This window comes from Alicyclobacillus fastidiosus, assembly GCF_026651875.1.
In the GTDB taxonomy this organism is placed as follows: Bacteria; Bacillota; Bacilli; order Alicyclobacillales; family Alicyclobacillaceae; genus Alicyclobacillus; species Alicyclobacillus fastidiosus.
In genome coordinates this window covers 2,001,909-2,027,514 of sequence record NZ_CP104067.1, presented here as the reverse complement: position 1 = coordinate 2,027,514, position 25,606 = coordinate 2,001,909, and the positions used below count along the sequence as shown (strand labels likewise).

Here is a 25,606-nt window from a genome sequence, read left to right as displayed (position 1 = left end):
CGTGTTTCGCAAAATATGCAAGGGGAAATTGCACCGACTGACGGTGACTCAGGCGGACTTGAACTATATGGGGAGCATCACACTCGATCCGCTGCTCATGAAGGCGGCCGACATCCACCCGTACGAGATGGTCCAGATCACGAATCTGTCGAACGGTCAATTGTGGCACACGTACGCCATCGCTGGCGGAGAAGGCAGCGGTGCGGTCTGCTTGAATGGCCCGCCGGCTAGACTCTTCCAACCAGGTGATAAAATAATCGTATTGTCGATCGGGTGGATGGACGATCCAGAGTGGGCATCGCTCGAGGCAAAGGTCGTCTTCGTCGACGACCAAAACCGCATCGCTTCCGTCGTAACGCACAAGCCTTCTGAGGAAATGCCGGAATAGGCCCTGCCGTTCAACTGATTCAAACGAAACGGGCGCGTGCCCGGAAAGGGGGACACTGCCGCAACAGACAAGGGCCTCCCCCAGAACCCGTCCATTTAGCTGGATCAGCTCTAGGGAAGGCCCCATTCTCATCTACCGGAGCTTACGCGGTGTACTCGACCGTCACTTTCGTGTGAATCCCGCCGCGAATGGTGAAATCTCCAACCACTTTTGCGTAGCGCGGCTCGCTGGCCGCCACAAAATCGTTGAGAATGCGGTTCACGCAATCCTCGTGATAGTTTGCTTCGTTGCGGAAACTCCAGAGATAGAGTTTCAAGGACTTCAGCTCGACGAGCTTTTGCGCTGGCTGATATTCCACATAAATCGTAGCGAAGTCCGGCTGCCCTGTCATCGGGCAGAGCGTCGTAAACTCCGCGCAGTCCATTTCTACCGTGTAGACGCGGTTTGGGTGCGGATTCGGCACCGTGACCAGTTCTTTCGTCGGTTGTGTCAACATCTGATTCAATCCCCTCTATACATGAAGTAACGTGACGTGGTAGTCGGATGATTGGGCTTCGCCCCGTACCAATATACAGACCTCCACCCAAACGCGCAATCCTTCATCCGCCAAATCGAACATCGGCCACGACCCGCACCTTTTCATTGGCAAGGCGCAGCGTGGTATCCTAAAACGGACGCACCATCACGCTGATAGAGAAGGGACAGAACGAATTGCAGCTTCCAAACGCATTCGTCGACATGATGAAACCACATCTCGGCCCCGCCTGGCCCGAGTTCGAAGCCTCCTACGACAGACCGCCGAGTAGAGGGGTGCGCATAGACCGATGGTCCGTTCGCGCCGACGATCCGTCGAGGCCCCCGATTTTGCATGCGGTATTGCGCCATCTTCGCGGCCAGGTGCCGTGGATGCCATTCGGTTTCTACATGGACGAGGAATCTGTCCTGGGCAAAACCATTTACCACGAGGCGGGCGCTTTTTACATTCAGGAACCGTCTGCCATGGCGGTGGCACTCGCGGTTGACCCGCAGCCAGGGGAACGCATTCTCGACCTCTGCGCCGCACCCGGCGGCAAATCGACGGCCATCGCACGGTTGATGAACAACCTCGGCCACCTGGTGGCCAACGAAATCCATCCCACGAGAGTGAAAATTCTCGCGGAAAACCTCGAACGGATGGGTGCCGCGGCCGCCGTGACGAACGAATCTCCAGGGGCCTTGGCAAAGGCGTGGCCGGCCTCGTTTCACGCGATTCTCGTCGACGCGCCCTGCTCCGGCGAGGGAATGTTCCGCAAGGATCCACAGGCGGCGAAAGAATGGTCGAAAGACTCACCCATCGTCTGCGCGACGAGGCAAAAGGACATCCTTAGCTCGGCAGTGGAAATGCTCTTGCCAGGTGGTCGACTCATATACTCCACGTGCACGTTCAATCCGATGGAAAACGAACAAATCGTCGCATGGATGGAGGACGAGCTCGGACTCGTCGTCGAGGAACTCCCGAATTTGCCGCGATGGAGCCCTGGGCGGCCCGACTTCGCCGACGGTCGCATCGCACTCACCAAGACGCGGCGACTTTGGCCGCATTTGGCCGAGGGCGAAGGTCACTTCGTCGCGCGGTTGCGAAAACCGGGGGCTGCCACAAGTGTATCGGACAGCTCTCTGGATAGTGGCCGGCGCGCGCGCGCTGGCCGCGAACGCCGAGGTGAAGGACGAAGCGTTGGCCTGAGAGGGACGGGATTTAAGGACTGGCAGAATTGGCTGGCGGAGATATGCAAGCGTCCGGACCCCTCTATCGAAACGCCCATTTTACACAAGGATATTTACTTCAGCGACGAACTTCTGGGGCTGTCGGTGGACGGCATTCGCGTATTGCGCCCGGGAACGCCGCTCGCAAAGCGAGAGGGCAACCGGATCGAGCCACTCCACGGGCTAGCTTTACGGAGTTCGCCGAACCGCTTTTTCAACGTGAAGCCACTCGACGAACAGGCGGCCATCCGCTATATGGCAGGAGATGCGCTCGCCAATGACGACGGGCTCCGCGGATTTGTCGCATTGGAACACGCAGGTCTGTGTCTGGGCTTTGCCAAGGCGGTTCCTGGTCGAGTCAACAATTTGTATCCAAAAGGGTGGCGAAAACAGGGACTGATCTCCCTTTCGACTTGAACCTTTTCGAATGACCATACGCCTATCCTTCGCATTTGTTGGTCATAGAGCGCTTGGATTGGAGGAGAGCAATCATGTATTCGACAAAAGTGAGTATTTTTGGGGCGGGCGGAACCGGCGGTGAGATCGCGGAACTGCTCGTGGAACGTGGATATGAAGAGGTTTCGCTCATCGATGTGCAACGCGACATGGCCGAGGGAAAGGCGTTGGATATCGTGCAGTCTGGCGCGATGATCGGTTCAGATACGCGCGTGCTGGGCGGCTCAGACGCCGCACTGGCGACGGGGGCGGACGTGGTGGTCATCACCGCTGGCATCGGCCGCAAACCAGGACTCAACCGGGAGGATCTCATCGCTACCAACGCGCTGGTGATGCAGCAGATCAGTCGCTCCATATCTGTGCTCGCCCCGAACGCAACCGTCATCGTCCTGACCAATCCCGCCGACATTTTGGCTCGAATCGTCTTCGAGGAGACAGGGTTTCCATCGAATCGCGTGATGGCCCAAGGCGGGATTCTCGACAGCGCGCGACTGTCCCATCAGATCAGCCGCCTGGCAGGCGTCAGCCACAAACAGATTCACTCGATGGTACTGGGCGGACATGGAGACCACATGGTGCCAGTACGACAACTCGCATCGGTCAACGGCGTACCCGCACTCAACTTGCTGTCGGAGGAAGATTGGGCGGATGCGGTCGAGCGCACCCGTTTTGGCGGTGGCGAAATTATGGAGAAATTCAAGACGCACGGAGCTGCCGTCACACCGGCGTACGCCGTCGTCGCGATGATTGACGCCTTGCATTCCCCGGTCAGTCAAATCTGGCCGATTTCCGTGCGAAGCGGCGGCGCGTACGGGCTTCCGGAAGACGTCTTCATCGGTCTACCCGTTCGCATCTCGCGGGTCGGCATCGAGGACGTACTGGAACTGCCCATCGACGCCGCCGAACGCGAAGCGCTGAAACGGTCCGCCGCCTCCATGCAGGCCACCTACGAGACTTGGAAGAATACCACTGCTCGCGATTCATTTAATCGAGCGAGTCGAGTTCAGTCGCGGTAATCATAAAAACCAACGCCCGACTTGCGCCCGAGTTTTCCAGCGCGCACCATCTGGCGCAACAACTGAGGCGGGCGGTACTTCGTATCGCCTGTCTCAGACAAGAGCGTGAGCGACGTGTCGAGGAGTGTATCAAGCCCCACCATATCCGCAAGTGCGAGCGGACCAATCGGATGATTGGCTCCGAGCTTCATCCCCGTGTCGATATCCTCCGGGGTGGCAAGACCCTCTTGAAGCACGAAGATAGCCTCGTTGAGCATCGGAACCAAAATCCGGTTAACGACGAACAGAGGTGCCTCGCCCACTTCAATCACGCGTTTCCCGAGTCGTTCACACACCGTCTTGGCGGCGTCGACCGCCTCCTCTTCCGTTTCGCTCCCGCGGATGATCTCGACCAGTTTCATCACGGGCACCGGATGAAAGAAGTGCATTCCGAGAAACGACTCAGGCCTGTCCGTCACACTTGCCATCTCCGTGATGGACAAGCCTGAAGTATTGGTTGCAAAGATGGTACGCGGTGAACAAATCGTGCTTAACCTTCGAAACACCGCCTGCTTGTGTTCCATTTTTTCCGGGACCGCCTCGATGACCAGATGAACATCGATGAAATCAGATAAGTCCGTGCATGCGCGAATGCGCCGAAGCGCAAGCTCGCTTTCATCTTGTGAGATCCGCGCTTTGCGGGCCTCCGATGCCAGGCGCTGACCAATCTTGAACAGCGCGTGATCCACCACAGCAGGGTCAATGTCGTATAGGTACACATCATACCCCTTCGTGGCGGCGACCTGCGCGATTCCCCGGCCCATCAACCCAGCGCCCACAACTCCGATTGAAGTAACCTCCATGGGCACACCCCTCCGTAGATCTATTATGTCACAAACGTCATCCACCGTCGGAAAATTTTTGTGCTTTCAACAGTATCATCGATTTTAACAAAAACATTGAATATGTTAATGTATATTTAAACATTTATAAGGAGCGATGTAATCAGTGGCAAACATTCCGTTACGTTGTCCATCCTGCGAGGCTGCGATGCACGTGACTGAGCTACAGTGTCCTTCCTGTGACACCCGCGTCCAAGGTCACTTTTCCGTGACCCCTATTCTCCACTTGCCCGTTTCACAGCTCGCGTTTGTCGAGGTGTTTTTAAAATGTCGCGGGAACATTCGCGAAGTCGAGCGGGAGCTCGGTGTCTCCTACCCAACCGTGCGCGCTCGCCTCGACGAAGTCGTACAAAGCCTCGGTTACGCCCCGTCAAAGTCGGATGAATCGACTGCCGGCTTGGACGCGATTCGACAATTCGAAAACGGTGAACTCAGTTTTGAAGAAACACTCGAAAAACTTCGAAAGGGTTGAAACGTAATGCAAGAGCGATTGAAAATTCTCGAACTTGTCGCCGAAGGGAAACTCACTGCTGAACAGGCGGATTTATTGCTTGAAGCGCTAACCGATAAAAGCAAGGGGAAAGCGGATGGGAAGACGGCGTGGGACAAGGCGGCGAACGACCTGAAGGGCATCGGATCACAATTGTCGAGCGTGATCGCCCAAAGTATGACCGAATTGCGCCGCGGACTTGAGACCAACCTCTCCAACCTGTCGTTTGGAGACCACATCGCCGCGTCCGTGGAACGGGAATTCTCAGCCGACATGAAGGCGCTGCGCGTCGAGACCACGAACGGGCGTATCCGCGTCGAACGGTGCTCGGGACCTCACATCCGAATGTACGTACAGGCAGACGTCCGCGTGGATGAGCAAGACAAGGCGAAAGAACTGCTTGAGCAGGCAATCCAGGTGACCGAAACAGGACAGGAAGTTGACCTGCGATTCCTCCAACGCGTCGACGGTGCGCGCGTCGCGGGCGGTCGCATCGACCTATACGTACCTGATCACCTGCAAAACCTCGTCGTTCACACCCGCAACGGCGACATCTTCGTCCATCGCGCCACGGTCCAAACTTTGGAACTGGATTCGACCAACGGACAGATTCACGTGCACCACGCCAGGGCAGAGGTCGTCAGGGCAACGTCGCAAAACGGATTGATTCAGTTGCACGACGCGCTGCAAACCAGCACGAGTGAACTTTATGCGGAGTCGAAAAACGGGACGATTCAACTTCGGGGGTTGCCAAGCGACAGGGCCCTTCGCGGAAAGGCATTGTCCTCAGTGGGGACGGTTCAGGTATCCCATCCGGAGCTTGATGTGGTGTACGACTCTGAACACCGTCCAAATTCGTGCACATTCCGGTTGAAAGAAGAGCCAGAGGAGACTTCATCGTTCATCTCTGTATACCTGGAGACAAAAAGCGGAAAAATTAGCGTACAGCAGTGACTCTATTCCCAATCGTACGCTAGGAGGTTGTCTGTGCGTCAGAGTGCAATCTATTTCGCGCTCGCCGTCATGTTTGCCATCTACCTCACGTGGCGCGTGACCAGCGCGGTTCGCAAAACGATGAAGCGCACACCGGAAACAGACCAACTTGAACGCGAATAAGTCCAGTCGGGGGGAACTTTGGGAGAAGATGGTCTAGTCCCTGTCCCCCGCCCGATTGGTCCCGCCAAGTGTGTCACGAGCCAAGATCTCACGAGCCCCTGTGATTTCGAGCACCGTTCCATTCACTTCTTGACTATCCGCATGGCACAGCCAAGCGACCGCCCGCGCAATATCTTCGCCAACCGCAGGCCGAAGGCCCTCCTCTGTGACCTGTCCTGTGACGTCGTCGAACATCTTCATCTTATCTGTGCCCCGAATATCACCAGGACACACCATGTTGGCAGTGATGCCAAACGTTCGCTCTTCCCTTGCAACGGATCTCGTCAAGGCCGCCAACCCTGCTTTGGCTGCAGCATACGCGGCTCGAAACCGCCATCCGCGAGCCTCGCCAGCACCGTCGTAGCCGATCGTCACAAAGCGCCCAAAGCGGCGCGATCGCATGTCGTGAATCAGTTCGGTGTACAACCAGAAAAAATTGGTGAGATTCCCGTGCATCATGCGCTGCCACATATCTTCGTCGTAGTCGGCCAGCGGCTTGCGCTCGAAGACAAACGGGCCGAAGTTGTGAACGAGTGCATCGATGGACTCAAACCGCTGTTTCGCTACAGCCACCGCCTGCAAGACAGACGCGCGGTCGAACAGGTCGCAGTGGATGGCCAGCGCAGCGCCTCCCGCGGCCGTGATTTGCGCCTCCAGCCGCTTAGCTTCTTCCTCACTGCCCCCATAGGTAAACGAGACGTTCCACCCAGCTCTCGCGAGCGCGAGCACCATCGCGTGCCCGAGTCCCTTTCCAGCAGACGTCACAAAGGCCGTTCTCGATAACACAGCTTGTCCCCCTTTCGACGATGATCGTGACAGCACCCATGTCGGGTTGCGAAATAAGCGGTTATCCGACCGCTTATTCCGCAACGTCCCACGGGCGCGTCACCCTTGAAAGCGCACGCATCGCCCCATGCAACTCGCCATCTTCGTCACCAGTACCAATACCAAGCACTCAGTGCGAATGCTGCGACAAATGGGATAAAGAAAAGTGGCCAGAAGACTTCCTCCGCTTCCACACCAGCGCCCTTGAGCGAGCCTAGTGTTTGTGCCGACGCCTCCTGCGATGCGCTGACGGTCCGGTTTGCACCGTACATCTGTAGATACATCCCGTTATTGTCGACGTGATGTAAGATGCCACGGTGAACCCCGTAGGTCGAGTGTACAATGACGGGTCGACCGACGTGTTGCATAGCCAAAGCACGAATATTTGACATGTCCATCCTCTCCCTCGCGCGTTTGCTTTACTCTACGGCGAAGGAGTACAAATCGGATGGACCGGTGTCTATGTGTTCTCGAAAACTAGGCGTTGTACTCTATTATCTCGACAGACTGGATGTGAACTGGATCCACTGGTTGGCTCGGTTCTCCCATGGCACTGCGCTGAACAGGTTCGGACGCGATAGCCATGACCGTCTCCATGCCCGCCTTCACTTTCCCAAACACCGTATAGTTTGGTTGTTGGTTCAGATTGCGGCTCATGTCGCCAGTGCAGATGAAAAATTGCGATCCGTTCGTGTTCGGCCCCGCATTTGCCATCGCGACGACGCCCGGCTCATAGGGGAGCGCAGGGGGCAATTCATCTTGAAACCGGTAGCCCGGTCCACCCCGCCCGGTGCCCGTCGGATCTCCACCCTGAATCATAAACTCGCGAATGACGCGGTGAAAAATGACGTCGGTAAAGTATCCGTCGCGCGCGAGAAAGACAAAGTTATTGACCGTTCTCGGCGCTTCCTTCGCCAGGAGTTCAATCGTAAATTCGCCGAGCCCCGTATGTACAATCGCCTCGTACCGAGCTCCCTCGGTCAGTTGCATCTCTGGTTCGTGCTTGTACTGCTTTTGTTCTGCCATCGATTCACCTCATTCATGCTGCCGATAGATTCGCATTCGGCGCCATCCTTGCGGATTGAGAGCGACACGTCTCGGTTGGGAGGCGTGTGCTCGGTCTTCATAGCTTACCACAGCCCTCGGATCAACCAAAGTTTGTCCACGAGATTGTAAAAAGAGCGCCACATCGTTGCGTCCACTTCTCTTTCTTCAGTAGAATAGTCCTTGGAGGTGTCGACGAAATGGAATATCGCAGACTTGGCAAAAGTGGTCTTAAAGTTTCGGAAATTGCACTGGGCAGTTGGCTTACATACGGTACGGTCACCGAGCGGGAACAGGCGATTGCCTGTGTAAAACAAGCTTACGATCTCGGCATCAACCACTTCGACTGCGCTAACGTATACGGCGCGCGTCCGCACGCCGCGGAAGAGGTCATGCAGGAGGCCTTGAAGCCCTATGCGCGCGACAGCTACGTCATCACGACGAAGGCGTTTTGGCCAGTCGGCAACGGCCCAAATGACAGAGGCCTCAGCCGCAAGCACATCGTGTCGCAAGTGGAGCAAAGTCTCAAGTCACTTGGCGTCGACTACGTCGACATCTTCTATTTCCACCGCTACGACGCGGAAACAGACCTCGAGGAGAGCCTTCGCGCACTAGATGACCTGATCTCACAAGGAAAGGTCCTCTACGGGGGACTCAGCGAGTGGTCGGCGGATAGAATTGCTGCAGGGATCCATCTCCAAAAAGAACTTGGCTTGCACAAATTCGCGGCGAGTCAGCCCAAATACAACATGTTGGAACGCTACATCGAACCTGCCATCATCCCCATCTGTGAAGACGCGGGCATTGGTCAGGTGGTCTTCTCCCCACTCGCGCAGGGTGTACTAACTGGTAAATATCGTAAAGGAACTGCAGCCCCCGAGGGTTCGCGCGCTGCGACACCAGGTGTTAACCGGTTCCTCGAGGGAGCGCTCACGGAAGAGGTCCTCGACAAGGTGGAGCAGTTGTCAGCGATTGCAACGAAAGCGGAACTGAGCCTGCCTCAGCTGGCACTCGAGTGGATTCTGCGCCAACCCAATGTCGCGAGCGCGCTCATCGGTGCGAGCCGCCCAGAACAAGTGCTGGAAAACGTGAAGGCTTCAGGTGTGAAGTTGAACGAAGACATCCTTGGCGACATCGAGGCCGTGTTGGCGTAGGTTTTGCGCGCGCCCTTCCTTTGCGTCGTGCGCTGTTTGAGCGTTCACGCAACGTAAACGATGGTGAAACAACGGGAACGGAAGACAAACAAAGAGGGCGTCGGGAAGCCGGCGCCTTCTCTCGCTGATTGGAGAGAACACTCGTGAGGACCATTTGCACGTACGACGAAGCGTACGCCATCGCCTTGTCCTTGGCGGCACCTCAAGGCCAAACTCACCAGGATGTCTGGGCCGCTAGCGGCACGCCGACAGTTCTGGCGGATGCCGTTCGCGCGTTCGTCGACCTACCGCCCTTCCATCGCGCCATGATGGACGGCTTTGCGGTGCACCAGGATGACTTGGAGAGCACAGAGGAATTGCTGGTCATCGACGACATTCACGCAGGCGAGCGGTCGGCGAGCGTCATCTGTCCCGGGACCGTGGTCGAGATCCGGACAGGAGCACCCGTGCCTCCGAACACCTCTGCCGTGGTTCGCAAAGAGTGGGTGGAATGGACGTCCGAAACGTCCATCCGACTGTTGCGGCAAGTGGCTCCAGGCGAGTCGATTCAATTGCAGGGCGAAGACGCCAAGGCGGGCGACGTGCTGCTCGCGCGAGGCGCGGTTGTGGACGGTCAGACAAGAACGGTGTTGCGCGCCGCTGGCGTCCGCAATATCCCCGTGTTTGCACCTGTGCGCGTGGCGATTGTAAGCACCGGCAGCGAACTGGTGACGAGTGCCACGTCCACCTTGGGTGCGGGACAGGTATACGCCGCAAGTGACGCGTTTTTGCAATCCACCTTGCGGCAGCTCGGTGTCATCGTCACGGATGTAACGTATATCGATGACCATCCTGCGCGCATCGAACACGCTGTCTCCAAGTATGTCGATGCCGTCGACTACATCCTGATTACGGGGGGTGCATCGGTCGGAGATACGGACTACGCCACCTCCGTCATCCGGAAGGTGAGCGGTTCACCGTCCCTTCCAATCGAGCGCGTGTGGATGCGACCCGGTTCTCCCTTTCTCGCAGCCCGGGCAGGTTCCACCACTATCTTCGGGATGTCCGGCAATCCCGCCGCCTGTTTCGTCCAATTTCACGTGCTCGCGCTCCCCGTGATCCGCAAGTCACTCGGAATGGACGCACCCTTGTTTGCCGATCATGCGGTCCTCGCGGAGCCCATCCGCCTCAAGCCTGTGAAACACGTTCGCTTTCACAGGGCCACTGCGAGCCTCTCTAAATCCCAGTTGAGTGTCCTTCCACAAGCGGGCCAGTCGTCCGGACTCGTCACAGGTCTGTCCAATGTCAACGCCATCATACGATTGGACAAGCAGGTGTACGAGCGCGGGGAACACGTCCCAGTCCTGTTGACCAAAACCGCGAACGGGCGCCTGTTTTAGGCCCGCTTGTTCGCCTTGAGCGCGCGCTGAAAGACGCCCCACCGGTACTGAATGCGCCGATAGGGGGCCAGATTCTGTTTATTGCGCGCGAACAGCGCGTGGCTCGGCGCGGTATTCTGTTCGATGAGCCAGATGCTTCCGGCGTGATCGATCGCGACGTCAAATCCAAGCTCCCGATATAGCTGATAGCTGTCGAAATGTCGCGCCCATTCGTGACCCAACCGGTGCGCTCGGCCCGCACACGATTCCAATTCAGTGCCGCCATCAAGGACTTGTCGACATCCATGACTCGTCCGCGGCTGAGCGCGGTGTTGGTGACGACGCTGCCTCCTCCGGCGATTTTCGCCAGCATGCCCGAGTATCGCCACGCAACTCCCGGTTTCTCCCGTTGCATCATGACGCGAATGTCGAACGGTCGCCCGTCAATTCGCGCGAGGTCAAACTACTCTATGTCCAAGCGATATACGGGGAATGTGCAGGTGTTCGGTACGACTAAAACAGGACCTAACATGCGCATGCTAGGTCTTGCGCTCGTGGAGACTATCCCGTGGACAGCATGCAGAAACTGTCCGAAGCGTGTATAATCTTTTGTGTTAACATACATGATTGGGTTCGATTGAATTGCCAGGGGTGAATCAAATGAAAGTACGCAAGGCGGTCATCCCGGCTGCCGGGTTTGGCACGCGCATGCTGCCAGCCACCAAAGCTGTTCCAAAGGAAATGCTGCCAATCCTCAATAAGCCGTGTATTCAGTACATCGTAGAAGAAGCGGTGTACGCCGGGATTGAGGAGATTCTGATCATCACCGGTCGTGCAAAAAAGGCAATTGAAGATCACTTTGACCGATCGCCGGAACTTGAACTTCATTTGGAGCAGAGTCGCAAGGCCAACATGCTCACAGAAGTGAAAGCCATTTCGGATTTGGTGGACATTCACTATACTCGTCAAAAGACACCACTGGGACTCGGACATGCCATTCTCTGTGCGAAATCGTTTACCGGACAAGAACCGTTCGCGGTATTGCTCGGCGACGACATCATCCAGTCGAGTTCACCCGTAACTCGACAACTGATGCAGCATTACGAAGAAGGCAACAGGGCGCTTCTCGGCATTCAGCCGGTTCCCCAAAAGGACGTTTCAAAGTACGGCATCGTAGAGCCCGCGAAAGCAGATGCGAACGCAGATCTCATCCACGTCGAGCGCGTGGTCGAGAAGCCAAAGGAAAGTGAAGCCCCGTCCAACTTGGCAGTACTCGGGCGCTACATTCTTCCTCCTTCGATTTTCGATGCCTTGGAAGAGACTCCTCTCGGGCACGGCGGGGAACTGCAACTGACCGACGCAATTCAACAATTGGCTGCTCTCGGCCTAGTCGATGGCCATCGATTCGAAGGGGTTCGGCACGACATCGGGAATCTAGAGGGTTGGTTGCGTGCAAATCTCTCGTTCGGCCTCGCCGAACCGAAGCTGGCAGATTCCATTCGCAACTGGCTATCTGACGAACACTTTAAAAATCAGTTGGCTGCGCTGTAACACCGCGCAAAGCACGCAACTGACGTACAAGTACAAGCGAAGGGGCTGCAGAAAGGCGCATGTGTGACGCGCTTTTGCTGCAGCCCCTTCTCCGCTTCGCAACCGACCTACTCGCTCGGGAGCACCGCTTGATGTCGGCGCAGAAGTTCGACAAAGATGTCCGGAAGCGACATCGACTGAACCTCCGTGGCGACGTTCGGTCGAACGAAGTACAAGTAGGCGCGCACCGGCTTTTGTGCGGTAAGCGGGCGCAGGGCCTCCAAGTACGTCGCGACTTGTGCCTCGTAATCCCGCGCCGCAGATTGGACGCCCGACTCGTCGACGTGGTCGGTTTTATAATCGATGACAAGCCACCCGTCGTCCTCTTCCACCAAACAGTCAATGACACCCTGAGCCACAATCGGAACCGTTCTTTTGCCATCCTCTATCGGCACGTCGATCCGGTGGAAAAACGGCTGCTCCCGAAACAGCCGTATCCCCCGCTGCATCCGATGTCCGAGAGGGGATTGAAGAAACGCCGACACCTGAGGCACATTGACGGCATTTGCAGTCTCTGCATCCAGCTGTTTTTGCAATACAAGCCGTTCGATTTCCCGTCTCACGGACGACTCGTCGTCCCCGATGGGTGGGTGAAAACGCTGCATAAAGGCGTGGAACGCAATCCCCTCCTCGCGCGGCGTCACCTTTCCCGGACGGGCGAACGCCGGGTCTTCCAAGAGCGAGGAAGCGGCCTCTTTGCGCTTTCCTGACCGCGTATCGGCCATCAGCGCCACGTGCAACCGCCGCATATCCGTCGCAGATACTTTGCCAAAGAGGACCTCGAGCGAGTGATCCGGCCGATCGACAATCCGGACGGACGGCCTCTCCCTCGGCTGTTCCGCAAGGTTCGCGAGCACCGCTTGCCAATCGAGATGGTCAGACGGCTGCGCAACCGCACGCTCTCCGGGCTGCACACTTTGTACTTGATTCATGTCATACACGTACAACGCGAGCGGGTTTGATTCCGTCACAAAGACGTGTCCGTCCCACGTATCTGGATCCACAAGCTTCTGTAGAGCCCCAGCCGCGGGGTGGCGCAACATGACCGGCAACATCCAATCCATAAACGACTTTGCATTCATGAAAGCCCCAGACAGGAGCTTCGCCTGCTCGAAATCGTGGGCGTAGACCGCCTTATTCACCTGACGAGCAAGGTTTTGTACCGATCCGACCACGATGAGGCGCTCGCGCGCGCGAGTGAACGCGACGTAGAGCACTCTCGCCTCTTCCGCGAGCGTGTCACGGCGCTCTGCGTATGCTACGGAAATGGAAGCAACCGTGCGCCACCTCTGATGCGTGCGAGGGTCATACGCCACTGCGCCAATACCGTACTCTCGGTTTAAATAGAGGATGTCTTGAGTGAGTCGAAATTGCTTGCCTAAATCGACGACAAACACGACCGGGTACTCAAGCCCCTTACTGCGGTGAATCGTCATCACCTGTACGGCATCCGGCTCGCTCACGTTCGCGGCGCCGAGGTCGAGATTGGCGTCGTCTTCCCGTTGCCACTGTTGTAGAAACCCGTAAATTCCGCCGTAACCTGTGCGTTCATCGTACGCTCTCGCCAGTTGCAACAATTTTTGTACGTTGGCTCGACGGATCTTACCGCGCGACATGCCCCGCACGTAGCGGAGAAAGTCCACATCTTCCATGACCCGCCGAAGCATGTCTACGACACCAACCTCGCGCGCATACGCCCTCCAGGCCGAAAGCTTACCGATAAAATCCCTTGCGCGGGTTGTGGTATCGACGTCTTGTGAAGACGGTTCCCCCTCACCCCCGGCCAGTATTCCTTCCTCCGACGCAATCCTGCGCACGCCATCCCACATCGCACCGCGAGATGCGAGCCGGACGCGGGCGAGCATATTCTCGTCCCATCCGACGAACGGAGAGCGAAGGAGTGTGACCAACCGCAGGTCGTCTCGAGGATTGTCGATGACAAACAGACACGCGACGAGCCATTGCACCTCGAGCGCCTCAAAAAATCCTGTCGACGTGGCCGCCGAGACAGGGATTCCAGAACCTTGCAGCGCATCGACAACCGTGTTAAGCGCCCCCCGGCCAGATCTCAACAGCACCGCGATATCACCATACGCGAGCGGTCGGTTCGCCCCTGCCTTCTTGTCCCACACTTGGACCATCTCGGTGGTCATCATTTCCTGAATTCGCTTAGCGACGACCCGCGCCTCGCGCTCCAAGGCAGACACCTCGACGTCCTCCAATGGGGCCGCCTCAGGCTGTTCGTCCGTTGCGGCTTGCGCGAGTGACGAAGACCGATCTAGAAAGTGGACCTCGACGAGCGGCGACGACGGCTGTGCCGGTGGGTAGGATGCGCCGACCTGCATTCGCGCTCGGTCGTCGTACGCAAAGCCAGTGGTCTCCCGACTGAACAGTTGCCCGAACGCGAAGTTGACAAAGTGGACGATGGCATCGCGACTGCGATAGTTTTCGGTCAAATCGATGGCCATTCCACCGTCATCGCGCTGATACCTGTTGTACCGCCCGAGAAACAGGCCCGGTTCAGCCATGCGAAATCGATAGATACTCTGCTTCACGTCGCCCACCGCAAACAGGTTGTCTGCTTTTGCGGTAACGAGATCGACAATGGCATCTTGAATGGGACTCGTATCTTGGTATTCATCGACGAACGCGTGGCGATAACGTTCTTTCAGTCGGGGCAAGGCACCAGTGGCCGAGTCCGCCATCGCGCGGAACGCCAAGTGTTCCAAATCTTGAAAATCGATGGTGCCATCGCGCTGTTTTTTCACCCGGACACTGGCCATCAGATCCTCTACGAGACGTACGAGAACGCGGATGTGTGCAGACAGGCCCACAAGGTCGTCCGACAGTGCTTCAACACCACGGGCGAGGACAGGCGCGATGGCATTCATACTGTCGTTCCCCTCGTCCCGGAGCGCTTTGACCTGTTGCAATTCTGGACCTTTATACGAACTCCTCGGCGACTTGGGCGCCGTCCACAGATGGATACTCGCAGACAGTCGCGCGAAATCGATCCCGTCGTTTGTCAGTGCGCCCTTTGCCGCCTCGACGCAATTCACCGCTTCCCTCAACCACTCCGTATACTTCTCCAGTTCCGGAATGGGCTCTGCCAGCGCGTACGCAAGTTTGAAGTACTTCTGTGCCATCTCGAGATGTTGGCCCACCCAGTTTTGGAAGGCACCCGAAAACACCGTTTCGTTCCACGCTCGGTAGCTGTCGGGATACGCATTGGCGACGTCGTTCAACCACTGTGTTGGCTCAACCTGGCTGTTCGCCAAATGATACAGCCGAACGAGTATCTGCCCGAGCGCTCGGGCGTCCGCGAGGCGCAGTCCGATCATCATCTCCCGCGCGGCCGCCGCTTGTGGACCAGTGAGTGCCGCCTCGATGCACTCGTCGACCGCGCTGAGTAGCAGCAAGCTCTGTTCATTCGCGTCGAGCAGTCGAAAGTCGGGCGGCAATTCGAGATATAAGAGGTTCTGCCGCACCACTTCCAGACAGAAGCTGTGAATTGTCGAAATCTGGGCTTGCCAGAGCGACGACGACTGACGCCGCAATCGCTCTGCTTGCGCCGGTTGTCCCGTGCGCTTGTACTCATCCATGCGCTCCTCTAAGCGCGCGGAGATGCGCTGGCGCATTTCGCCAGCGGCCGCCTCAGTAAACGTCATCACCAAAATATTGTCCACGTTAAGCTTTGCATCGATCTCGAGAAGGTGAAGGACGCGCTCGACGAGCACTGCGGTTTTACCAGACCCTGCACCCGCTGAGACAATTAGATTTCTGTCCGTCGTCGCAATCGCGCGCTCCTGTGCATCTGACCATTTCATCGCAATTCACTCTCCTCGGCGCTTTTGCGGACGATGTCGGCAAAGCGCTTCGACGTCAAAACGCGGTACGCACTTGCGTGGTCCATCGGCTCAAAATGACAGACACCCTTGAATGCGCAATTTGTGCACCCTCTGTCGTTGTGGGCAAAGACATAGGGCCGGACCGGGATTTTGCCCTCACCAAGCTGTGTGGCAATGTCCCGAACGGAATTCAGCGTGAAGTCGATGGCCGCCTCCCACTCGTCGTCCGTCCACACCTTCGCCGTCTGGCGGAATGCACCATCCTTTTTATATAGGTCTCCAAACAGCTCCGACTTGGCCCCCGGCAAATGCCTGTCCATGGCCGCTATCGCGCGCGCATCCGTATTCAAGTACCCTTCTGGCCGGTATGCCTTGCGCAACTCAGCTTTCGCCAGGTCTTCCGCCTGAGGAACCTCGGAAATCCCGGGCAGACGAAGCAAGGGCATGTAAAACGCGCCTGCGGGCCGCGGTCGCTTCCCCAGCTCCGCCAAACTCGCCTGGACCACGGCGAGGTACACCATGAGTTGGATTTGAAGTCCAAAATACATGCGCGTAGCATCGAGCTTGTAACTGCTGCCACTCTTGTAATCAAAAATTCGATACCAGGTCGTGTCGCCGTCCTCGTACAGATCTAGCCTGTCCACCCGCCCGCGAATCAGCACCTGCTCTCCCTTTGGAAGGTCAACTGGAAACGCAGGGGCCTCATCGTTTGGCATGCCGAACGACCACTCCAACTGGTAGGGTTCGTAAGATCCGTTCGTCGCCTGCAGCCACAATGCCTCTGCGATCGCCTGGAGGTAATTTCGCAAGTCGTCTGCACGAGCCCCGCGAATCCCACTCTGAAACGCCATGTGGCGACTCTCGAGCAGCTTCTCTGCAAACACGCGCTCGGCGAGCTCAACCATGTCAGAGAGTGACAGTTGATCAAACCGAACGTCCTTACGGCGATGCAGATCTGCGAGTTCAAAGACGGTGTCGTGAAGAAGGTTCCCGACCTCGGCAGCCTGTGTGGCGTGCTGCACGTCCGGCTCCACCCGCAAGCCGAAGCGAATAAAGTATTGATACGGACAAACTGCATACGTCTCCAATCGATGAACACTTGTCACCAAAGGTGCACCGTAGAGCCGTCGAGCCAACCCGCGCTCGATCACGCCCGCTGGCAACCTGTGATACAGACCTGCAATGGCGCGGTGCAGTCGCTCTTTACGCTCCTCTGTGGCACAAAACCAAGCGGCGATATCCGCCAGTTCAGCGCGTTCGAGCAGAGCCTGCTCGCCACCGTGCTTCGCCTGTGACAGAAGTTGAACCACCAAATCGAGCGCCACAGACGAGCGCATGATCAGGACGTCATCGCGGCCACTCGACTGAAGACCTTCTTCGCCCATCGTCCGCACGCGTTGTGGCCACACGTCACACGCCTGACAAATCCGTGTCACGTACGGCGACGGCCGCTGTTCCGCGCCGCCTCGCGTCCGCGCAAAACTGATGGTCAAGCGCCCTGTCGCACGCGTGAACAGCATGTAGGGCAACAGCTGGTCCACAGCCATCAACTCCTGTGAGGTAAACCCAATCGGAATGCCAAACAGAGTCGCAAACATCTCCCGTTCGTCGTCCTGCAGCAAACCGCTGGACTGGACCTTGGTCGGCAGCGCGTGGTCGGACGCCCCGAGGACAAATACGTATGGGCGCGTCCAGCCGTGTGCATGAGCGTAGGGACGGATGAGAACTTCGTCGAGACCACTTGGAATGGTAGATTGTTTCTCGTCGATTAGGGCGCACGTCACCAGTTCAAACAGGTCCTCGCGAACGAATTGTGCGTCGGCGTACACGGAAGCGAGATCGTTCAAGAGACCGATTGTGAGTTGCCAAGCCTGTTCATGTTGGCTCGCCTGCAGTGGATTGTTGTCGACGTCCTCCCGGACGACTGACTCTGCAATCGCGGATTTGGCGTCGACGGCGGTGAGTAGTTGCCAGAGCGCCTGTGCGAAGGCGAGCGGCGTCAAGATCTCGTCGCACAGCGCGTCGTAGAACGGCTGTAAAAACGAAGTGAGGGACTTCCGGATGCGGTTGGCCCGTTCGTCATCCCGCTTCGCCTTCGCCAACTGCGGTTCTTCCGCCTGCTGTTGAAGAAATGACCAGTCTTCATCCTGGAACCACAACTGCGCGGAAGCGACCCCACAGGAGCGCAAGTACATGTCGAACCAGTCGACCGTCGCTTGGTCGATTCCGTGGAACTCCGTGCGCAACAGGCGCGCCATCGAATCGGTGGACAGATCTTCGATGACTGCCCGTAGCGCTGCGAGAATAAACCTCCCCAAGGCGTGGGCGGCAAGTGGCGGAAACGTATCCATCGAGTGCGGAACATCGTATCGCTCGAGCACTTCGTGGATTCGATTGCCCTCCTCGTTTAAGGAAGGGACGAGTATCGCGATATCGCGAAAGGATACGCCCTGTTGTTCGACGAGACGCAAAATGTCGTCTGCCAAGGCGTACGCCTCCGACTCGTCGTCCTCCGCTTCCCACACGCTGAGGACGTCGGCGAGACCATTCACCCGGGCAACTTCAACGCCTCGAAACACCCTTTCCAACGACGCTAACGACGGGCGCTCCTGCGCGTCCGGCTCCATCGACGTGCACGTCCACTGCACGCCCTTGTGCAAGAGACAAGCTGACAATTGGAATACGCTATACACGACGCCCGGTAGTTCGCCGCTGTAGTTGTGCTCAAAGTCTGGCAACCAGCGTGCGAGTCGTTCGGACTGCGGCCACTGGGCGCTCGCTTGAGACAGTGCCACCTCGTCCGGCGTAGAGACCTGTGACAGAGGAAAGGTAAACGTGCACTGCGTGGCGTGGCGTGCGATTTCCGCCATGAGTTCAACCTGTTCCGGGGTCAAGGTGTGAAATCCGTCAAAATAAAAGGTGGACTCGGCGACAAAAGGTACGTCAGTCACCGATTGGGCCGCGCTCGCGAGCGACAGCGCCGGATCGAAAAATCCTTTTTCTGCGAGGCGCTCCCGGTATCGAATGTACAACACAACTAGGTCACGCAGTTTCCCGATGAGGGATCTCCCTACGGACATCTGAGCCCGTGGTACACTGACATCGAGTGAAGCTGCGGCCGATTCGAGCGCCCCTTCCAGCGCGGACAGATTCACCCGATATTGGGACATCTCGTCAAATGTGTCGAGCACCATGCGATGGAAGCCGACGTTTGCCTCTGCCCGCTTGAGCGGCCCCAGCGTATCGCGCAACTCGCGGTACACGGCAGCAAAGAGCAGTTGCTTCCCGGAGGCGTTGATCGGCTGCTCGTCATTGTCGCCCGCAGCTCGGCGAATTCTCTCGGCCAGGCGAGGCAGTGTAATGACTTCACAGCGCAACGTCGACGGAATCTGCGCCATGAGCATTTGTTCGGCGGCGAACGCCACATCGTCCGGGACGACCCAAAACAGAGTCGAACCGATGGGGGTTCGCTCCGTCTCCTGTCGCAGTTCTCGCACGATGGTTTGAGATTTCCCACTCCCCGTCGGACCCAGCCAAAACCGTACGTCGGTCAAACCGCATTCCTCGCTCTCTTATTTCATCGGAATCAAGTGTACGCCTGCTCGTGACTGCACGTCGGACAAGCGGCGCTCGTGACAAGTGAGATAGATAATCGGTTGTTCTCTGCCTTCTTCGACGAGCAAGTCCATCACCTTTTGCGCGCGTTCGTCGTCGAAGTTCACCAGTGGATCATCGAGAACCACGGGTAAAATGACCCCTTGTTCGCGATACTGTGAAATCACCGCCAGCCGCAGCGCGAGGTACACCTGCTCGCGGGTACCTCGAGACACTTCGGTCATGGTAAACGTCTGTCCCGCGCCGTTCACCAGATAGACGTGCTGTAATCCATCCGATCCCAACGGTACGCGCAACAGTGGATACCGATTTCCGGTGATGGACGCCAAGTATTCGGACGCCCTGGCGAGAAGGGGCGACGACTGTTCGGATTCGACGGCCACTCTGGCGCGGACGCTAAGTGATTTGACGATAGCCATGGCTGCAAAGTTCCGTTTCAGCTCCGCGATTTCGCCCTCGAGCTGTTGCGCTTGCCACCGGAGGTCGTCCCCCGCCAGCCCGAGTTGACTCTCCTCGAGCGAGCGGTCGATGGTCCAAAGTTCTTCTTGGAGCGATTTGACTGTTTCGTCCCTGCGGTCGAGCGTATCGCGAAGCGCCGACACCTCCGCCTGCAAGGTCGCAAGCGTCGATTTCGATGCCTTTTGCACAACTCGAAACGCCCGTCGCTCGCCGCTGCACTCCACGACAAGCGTCTGCAGCGCGCGCTCGCGCCGCTGTTGCAACGTGCGCCGCTTCGCCTCGCGTTCCATGCAGAAACGGTAATCCTCCGCGCCGACAACGCCGAGTTCGCGGTAGACTCGCCGAACGCTTTGGTCGCATGCGGCAATCTCCGAGTCCATCCGCTCGACCTCGGACAACAGCGCTTCCCGCTTCTCCTTCAGGCGCTCACAGCTCATGGCGTCCTGCAAGGCCGTCTCAACCATCTGTTCCCACCGCGCCAACACCTGAACCAGCGTGTCAATTGCGAAATGCGCCGCCGAACAGGAATCCCGCTGGCAAAGCGCGTAGGCGACGGCGCCCTCGAGGTCGGGCTCGTCCAAGTGCTCGCTCGCAGAAAGCCACGCCTGGAGTTTCAGAAGCTGCGAGAAAACGCGCTCTGAGGCTTCCTTGACCACCTGTTCCGACTCGTCCTGTACACCCTTCCAGTGCAACCGCGCGCGAGCGGATTCGGCGAACTGAACGAGTTCGGTGCTCGTCCACAGACCAGCGGGAAGGTGCAGGTCTTTTAGCGACGCTTTATACGACGACTCGGCCTCGCGGTAAGTTTTGAGCGCCGCATCGCACTCCGACTCACAGAGTCGGCGTCGGTAGACCGCTTCCTCGTAATCTCGCAACAGGGATTTGGTGCGCTCGAGATGCCTGCGCTCCAATTCCACGTCCCGGATCTCCCTGGAGATCTGCTCGAGGATTGTATCGACCGTGTCGAACGCGACGGCGCCCTTCCACCGCGTCAGATAGGGTGGGTTCGGTCGGCTTCGCTCGGACGCCGCCCTGGCCGACCGCAGGCTGGAAAGCGTCAAAATGAGCGACAAAAGAAGCGCGACGGCGAGGACGCCCGATGCGAAAAACTGATGCGACACCGCTTCAATGGCGACACCTGCGGCGCTGACCAACACGATTGCGGGCCGGATCCACCGCGCAGCTTGCGGCACCTGCAAATCAGGCTGAGACTCGCGGCCTGCCGCGTCGCGCCAGTCGAGCAAACGTTCGAAGTCTGTGCGATACCCGTGCTCGGCGTCGCGCAGTTCGACGTCGCGCGCCTCGATGGCCAACCGGGCATCCTGGTCGCTCGCAGACCCCAGCCTGGCATGCGACTCAAACGACTGGCGCTGCTCCCCTTCCCAACTCAGTGCAACATCCAGTTGACGGGTTGCTTCTGACCGTGCCGAGGCCGCCTGCTCATACGCCCTTGCCGATTGTTGCAGCTCCCCTCCCGCCGTCAGCGAGGCGAGGTACGCCAACCCCGCGGCGTCGACTTCGAAGGGGATGCGATGAAGCACCTTCGCGCCCTCATCCTCCGCGCGAAGGGAGAGTTTCACTGCCTCCTCCCACTGCTGGATGCTCATCTGCAGTTCCTTTGCGCGCAAGCGCCACGCCTGCACGTCACCGCGAAGCTCGGCCTGGGACACGGTCGTCGTCAACTGGCGAATGTCGCTCTCCAGGCGCGCGATTTGAGCCGCCGCTTCTTTGCGCTCGCCTTCGAGTTCCTCTAACCTGTGTTGCCAGTCAGGAACCTGTAACCAGGTGTCATAGCGTCCGGGAGGAACCGCCCCGAGGGCCGCCATGGCCGCTTCTGTCTCAATCAGTTCCAGCACCGTCGGGCGCAGAGACGCGACGCGCTCGACAAAGCCCAGTTCTGCTCCAACTGCCTCAAGCGCCCGCCGCTCGTCCGCTAGACGGAGGGCGAGTTCTTCCCGGCGCCGCTTTGCGTGGCGATACCACGCAGCTTGATCCGGCGAGGCCTGGAGCGCCCCCCTGACCTCACGCCAAGCGCGCAGGGCCTGATTTAGGCGTGGCCGACTTGCCCTCCGGTGCGGGTTGTAGACCTCCATGGCCGCCTTCTCGACCGCCTCTTCCAGCGCGTAGGGATTGACGAGCAGCGCCCGCAATCCAAATAACTGCGAGAGCAGCGCGTTGGGTTTATCGGAAAACGCCACTAAATCGGCCAATTGAAGCGTGAAAAACGTCTCGTACAGCAGCTGTTCCACTTGCCGGAGTTCGGGGAACAAGGCCGCGAGCTCCGCCTGGCCCGTGGCTTTACGCCCATCCTCATCGCAAAGATGGGGCGCAGTCTTTTTCGTGAGACTCCGTTCGAGTGTAACGACCGACCCGGATTCTTGGCACAGCTGCATCCCGACATGTGCGCCGGGCTGCGCGTGCGCTGTCCCCTCGGCCAATCGAGTGTTTCCGAAGAGACCTCCGCGAATGGCGGCTAGCAGGCTGCTCTTGCCCGCTTCATTGGGGCCGAACAGGATGTGTAAGCCGTGGTTGTGGAAGGTCCACGTCTGATTGCGATACGGGCCAAAGTGGTCAATCCGCAGAGCCTGTAGCCGCATGCACACCCCTCCATTCTACCAGTTCAAAGGCCTCTTGCCCCGGTCTCATCTGGCTTAGTAAGATTTGCCGCACCTGCTCCATCACGGACTCGGGGTCGCCTTCTAGCGCCTCCTCCACGACAGCTATCTCGTCTTTCGACCAAACGCCTTGTAAGAGGCTGAGCGATACCTCTGGACGCTCTTCGACTTGGCGCAACAAAGCCATCAGTTGACCCACGTAGCCGTCAGACGCCTCCCACACACTCCAGTCGATCTCGGCCTCCACCGCACTGGCGTAGCGATGAATCCACACGGGATAGCCATCGTCGATTGCGGCCTGTTGAAAAATACTCCGTGCCTCAGGGAGATTGAGGCTCGCAGACAACGGGCTTTGACCAGACAGATGCAAGTCGATGAGGCAAAGCGTTGAGTCCCTGGAAAGCTTCGCTGCGGTGGCTGCCCACACGGCTTCAAACGTCGCCAGTCCCGTCACGTCGACGTCCACCCGCTGCCATTCGACCGTCGAGAACGGGATGAACGAGTGCGAAAACGTCAGATGCTCGTCCCACGCGAGCAGGATTCCGCCATGCCGTCCGATCTCCCCGGCGTCGCGCCCCTGCGGTGAACCTGGATACGCGACAAAGGGACGGCCTTCGTGTAGCACTCGATAGCCGTGAATATGGCCCAAAGCCCACACGTCGAAATCGCCGTGTGTGAGGATTTCCCCTAGCGAGGTGGCGGCGTACGGCGCGTGTGGCCCGGAGGCCGAACCAACCTGGCCGTGATAGAGGGCAATCGCGATATCCACGTCGTCGCGCCGCGCGAACTGCGCGACCTTTGAGCCGTACACTTCGCGCGTGAGGTATGAAAACCCGGAAAACTGGACCTGGTAGCCGCTAAGTGGCAGGACGATGTCACACACGCGTTCCCCGGTCGCCCCTGTGCCCAACACGTGTACCGTACTGGGCCACGGAAATAACGACGCCGCCCCCACGGGGTCGTGGTTGCCGTGCGACAAGATGACGGGGATGTCTAGTTCGGACAATCTCCGAAATTGGCGAAGAACATCGTACTGCACGCTCACTGGAGGATCCGCCTCATCGAACAGATCCCCCGCGATGATGACCGCATCTACGCGTTGGTCGATAGCGTAGTCGACAATCCGCTGCAACACGGTTCCAGCCGCGAGGCGAAGTTGTTCAAACGCACCGTCAGGCAATTGCGAAGCCCGAAGCTTAAACGGCGTCCCGACATGAAGATCTGCCGTATGTAGGATGCGAAGCATCTGGTCCTCCCCTTCGAAACAAAACATACGTTCGGTTCAATCATGACAGATTCGACACCGATCGCAAAATTCCTTGCGCTTTGGCATGCACAGAAGTTTGGGCGCGCTCATATATGGGTCTAGAAGTTCAGTTGAGAGGAGCGTGAACCACAGATGGCAAGTACATCGACACTCGTCGGGCCAAAGCCGGTCTCGGCCGCCCGGATTCTCACGTCTTCCGGCTTCGGCTTGTTGTTCGACTCGTTTGACGTCGGACTCCTGTCCTACGTACTCGTGTCGCTTTCCAAGGATTGGCACCTGTCCACCACCGTCACTGGGTTGATTGGCAGCGTCAGTTCGATTGGTATGGCGGTCGGATCCGCCTTTGCAGGTTCGCTAGCGGATAAATTTGGACGCCGAAACATCTTCCTGTTCACCTTGTTGATCTACAGTATTGCAACGGGGTTGTCGGCCTTTGCCGCGGGGATAGGGATCTTCTGTGTCCTGCGGTTCTTCGTCGGACTGGGGCTTGGAGGCGAACTGCCGGTAGCGACCACCTATGTACTCGAGTCGTCGCCGGAGAAGGTGCGCGGCCGCCGCGTCGTCTTTCTCGAGATGTTCTGGGCGTTTGGTTCGCTCGTGGCCGCACTCGTTTCGTTCTTTGTCATCCCTCACTCTGGTTGGCGGGTCGTATTTCTGTTAGGTGCAATCCCAGCGCTGTACACTATCGTCCTTCGCTTCGCCCTTCCGGAAACACCGAAGTACGCGAGACTCGAACAGCGACCTTCCATGGGGACCGCCTTGCGCCAAGTCTGGAAGAAAGGTATCGCCCGTCGGTCGGTTGTGACCTGGATTTTGTGGTTCGTCAGGCACCCACTACATACATAAACCGCCCCCTCTAGCGGAAACGCATGGCGCAACCCACTGGTAGAGGGGGCTTCTTTCCTGTCTAGGTGGCGAATATCAGATGCGTTGCGTCATTCACTGTCGGCTCCGACTGGATGGACGAACCCATTGCGAATGAACGGCCGCTTCCGCAGGCGCGCCACCCACCTCCTCGCAAAGGAACCGGATGTCGGCAAGTCCCTATACATCCAATGCGTTCGATTGACTCTCTCCAAGCGTGCTTGTTGATGTCGCAACATCAACTGTGTGACATAATCATGTTGTCTCATGCATGCTCTCCTTTATGTCGGGTGATAAGCGCAGACCAAACAGCGTATGCACTATCTCGACAGAGAGAGAACGGCAAATATATCGATATTGTGAAGAAGCGAGATTGCCTGATGGATGCAGAGTCGAGTTTCGATATGTACCGCTAAACGGTATGCACGCGCCATGGTGTAGTGGGGCCACGCAGGCCGAGCGCGTGCTTTATAACATCAGTCGAGCGACGCTCGCGGCGATGATGCAACAGATGATGGCTGTTCCCGTCGCTACCCAGACAAAATCTCGGAATTGGTATCTCTTCATGGTGAGGCCCTCCGTTTTCGGGTTGTTACTGAATTAGACGAGCCGCCACACAGGAATGTTTCAAACGATTTAGGCCCATCGTGAGCTCCGGTATCCGGGTGCTATCGAGGATCGAACCTGCATACAGTTAAAGTGTTACGAAACTCTTGAAGATTGTCCGCACCACGCTGTGAAGATGAGTGCAGAAGGCGCTAGCCCCCTAGAATTCGCTAAATCAAAAGTGGTGTAAGCTGCACCTTACACACGAGATCTTTTCGATTTTTTGCGCTTC

At 57.9% G+C, this 25,606-nt stretch carries 20 protein-coding genes and 1 pseudogene; 10 read left to right on the top strand and 11 right to left on the bottom strand.

The features are described from left to right. Nucleotide 1: 1 nt before the first annotated feature. Complete coding sequence (gene panD, locus NZD89_RS10065) at nucleotides 2-388, top strand: aspartate 1-decarboxylase (RefSeq protein WP_268007579.1); 387 nt, start codon at nucleotides 2-4, stop codon at nucleotides 386-388. A gap of 142 nt (nucleotides 389-530) precedes the next feature. Here panD and queF read toward each other — a convergent pair whose 3' ends face one another. Then, on the bottom strand, nucleotides 531-884 hold the full coding sequence (gene queF / locus NZD89_RS10060) for a preQ(1) synthase (RefSeq protein ID WP_268007578.1): 354 nt from the start codon (nucleotides 882-884) through the stop codon (nucleotides 531-533). 215 nt (nucleotides 885-1,099) lie between these two features. Here queF and NZD89_RS10055 point away from each other — a divergent pair, with 215 nt between their 5' ends. Next, complete coding sequence (locus tag NZD89_RS10055; protein ID WP_268007577.1) at nucleotides 1,100-2,548, top strand: NOL1/NOP2/sun family putative RNA methylase; 1,449 nt, start codon at nucleotides 1,100-1,102, stop codon at nucleotides 2,546-2,548. A 74-nt stretch (nucleotides 2,549-2,622) separates the two neighbouring features. Beyond that, nucleotides 2,623-3,603, top strand: coding sequence for a malate dehydrogenase (locus NZD89_RS10050; protein ID WP_268007576.1), 981 nt, complete (start codon nucleotides 2,623-2,625; stop codon nucleotides 3,601-3,603). Here NZD89_RS10050 and NZD89_RS10045 read toward each other — a convergent pair. After that, complete coding sequence (locus NZD89_RS10045; RefSeq protein WP_268007574.1) at nucleotides 3,591-4,445, bottom strand: 3-hydroxyacyl-CoA dehydrogenase family protein; 855 nt, start codon at nucleotides 4,443-4,445, stop codon at nucleotides 3,591-3,593. The genes NZD89_RS10050 and NZD89_RS10045 overlap by 13 nt on opposite strands. 145 nt (nucleotides 4,446-4,590) lie before the next feature. On the opposite strand from NZD89_RS10045, the gene NZD89_RS10040 reads away from it, so the two are divergent. The 3 genes from NZD89_RS10040 to NZD89_RS10030 are packed head-to-tail and all read left to right on the top strand — an operon-like array spanning nucleotide 4,591 to nucleotide 6,090. Then, entirely contained in the window at nucleotides 4,591-4,956 is a 366-nt protein-coding gene (locus NZD89_RS10040) for a DUF2089 domain-containing protein (RefSeq protein WP_268007573.1), read from the top strand. A gap of 6 nt (nucleotides 4,957-4,962) precedes the next feature. After that, nucleotides 4,963-5,928 carry an SHOCT-like domain-containing protein gene (locus NZD89_RS10035; protein ID WP_268007572.1) on the top strand — a complete coding sequence of 322 codons (966 nt, stop codon included), beginning with the start codon at nucleotides 4,963-4,965 and terminating at the stop codon, nucleotides 5,926-5,928. Between the two features lie 33 nt (nucleotides 5,929-5,961). After that, a complete protein-coding gene (locus tag NZD89_RS10030; protein ID WP_268007571.1) occupies nucleotides 5,962-6,090 on the top strand; it encodes a hypothetical protein in 129 nt (42 codons plus the stop codon). Nucleotides 6,091-6,123: 33 nt separating this feature from the next. Here the strand turns inward: NZD89_RS10030 and NZD89_RS10025 are convergent, their stop codons facing one another. The 3 genes from NZD89_RS10025 to NZD89_RS10015 all read right to left on the bottom strand — a co-directional run bounded on the left by NZD89_RS10025 (nucleotide 6,124) and on the right by NZD89_RS10015 (nucleotide 7,980). Then, nucleotides 6,124-6,915, bottom strand: coding sequence for an SDR family oxidoreductase (locus tag NZD89_RS10025; protein WP_268007570.1), 792 nt, complete (start codon nucleotides 6,913-6,915; stop codon nucleotides 6,124-6,126). A 146-nt stretch (nucleotides 6,916-7,061) separates the two neighbouring features. Continuing rightward, entirely contained in the window at nucleotides 7,062-7,346 is a 285-nt protein-coding gene (locus tag NZD89_RS10020) for a hypothetical protein (protein ID WP_268007569.1), read from the bottom strand. Nucleotides 7,347-7,431: 85 nt separating this feature from the next. After that, nucleotides 7,432-7,980, bottom strand: coding sequence for a peptidylprolyl isomerase (locus NZD89_RS10015; RefSeq protein ID WP_284285329.1), 549 nt, complete (start codon nucleotides 7,978-7,980; stop codon nucleotides 7,432-7,434). 218 nt (nucleotides 7,981-8,198) lie between these two features. Between NZD89_RS10015 and NZD89_RS10010 the strand changes: the two genes are divergently transcribed. Further along, nucleotides 8,199-9,152, top strand: coding sequence for an aldo/keto reductase family protein (locus tag NZD89_RS10010; protein WP_268007568.1), 954 nt, complete (start codon nucleotides 8,199-8,201; stop codon nucleotides 9,150-9,152). A gap of 143 nt (nucleotides 9,153-9,295) precedes the next feature. After that, nucleotides 9,296-10,531, top strand: a complete 1,236-nt coding sequence (locus NZD89_RS10005; RefSeq protein ID WP_268007567.1) for a molybdopterin molybdotransferase MoeA — start codon at nucleotides 9,296-9,298, stop codon at nucleotides 10,529-10,531. Here NZD89_RS10005 and NZD89_RS10000 read toward each other — a convergent pair. Continuing rightward, nucleotides 10,528-10,925, bottom strand: a pseudogene (locus tag NZD89_RS10000) (YheC/YheD family protein). The gene NZD89_RS10005 and the pseudogene NZD89_RS10000 sit on opposite strands and share 4 nt — an antisense overlap. Before the next feature lie 245 nt (nucleotides 10,926-11,170). Between NZD89_RS10000 and galU the strand changes: the two are divergent. After that, nucleotides 11,171-12,061, top strand: a complete 891-nt coding sequence (gene galU, locus NZD89_RS09995) for a UTP--glucose-1-phosphate uridylyltransferase GalU (RefSeq protein WP_268007565.1) — start codon at nucleotides 11,171-11,173, stop codon at nucleotides 12,059-12,061. Nucleotides 12,062-12,168: 107 nt separating this feature from the next. On the opposite strand, the gene addA is transcribed toward galU, so the two are convergent. From addA to NZD89_RS09975, 4 genes are read right to left on the bottom strand one after another with little or no spacing between them, the layout of a single operon-like run. Beyond that, nucleotides 12,169-15,927: a helicase-exonuclease AddAB subunit AddA gene (addA, locus tag NZD89_RS09990; protein ID WP_268007564.1), complete on the bottom strand. Its 3,759-nt coding sequence runs from the start codon at nucleotides 15,925-15,927 to the stop codon at nucleotides 12,169-12,171. After that, nucleotides 15,924-19,502: a PD-(D/E)XK nuclease family protein gene (locus tag NZD89_RS09985; protein WP_268007563.1), complete on the bottom strand. Its 3,579-nt coding sequence runs from the start codon at nucleotides 19,500-19,502 to the stop codon at nucleotides 15,924-15,926. The genes addA and NZD89_RS09985 overlap by 4 nt, the downstream gene beginning before the upstream one ends. An 18-nt stretch (nucleotides 19,503-19,520) precedes the next feature. After that, a complete protein-coding gene (locus NZD89_RS09980; protein ID WP_268007562.1) occupies nucleotides 19,521-22,619 on the bottom strand; it encodes an AAA family ATPase in 3,099 nt (1,032 codons plus the stop codon). Further along, nucleotides 22,594-23,883 (bottom strand): metallophosphoesterase family protein, encoded by a 1,290-nt coding sequence (locus NZD89_RS09975; protein ID WP_268007561.1) that lies wholly within the window; start codon nucleotides 23,881-23,883, stop codon nucleotides 22,594-22,596. The genes NZD89_RS09980 and NZD89_RS09975 overlap by 26 nt, the downstream gene beginning before the upstream one ends. A gap of 153 nt (nucleotides 23,884-24,036) precedes the next feature. Here NZD89_RS09975 and NZD89_RS09970 point away from each other — a divergent pair, with 153 nt between their 5' ends. After that, nucleotides 24,037-24,750, top strand: coding sequence for an MFS transporter (locus tag NZD89_RS09970; protein WP_268007559.1), 714 nt, complete (start codon nucleotides 24,037-24,039; stop codon nucleotides 24,748-24,750). 89 nt (nucleotides 24,751-24,839) lie between these two features. Here NZD89_RS09970 and NZD89_RS09965 read toward each other — a convergent pair whose 3' ends face one another. Then, nucleotides 24,840-25,037 (bottom strand): hypothetical protein, encoded by a 198-nt coding sequence (locus tag NZD89_RS09965; protein ID WP_268007558.1) that lies wholly within the window; start codon nucleotides 25,035-25,037, stop codon nucleotides 24,840-24,842. Between the last annotated feature and the right edge of the window lie 569 nt (nucleotides 25,038-25,606).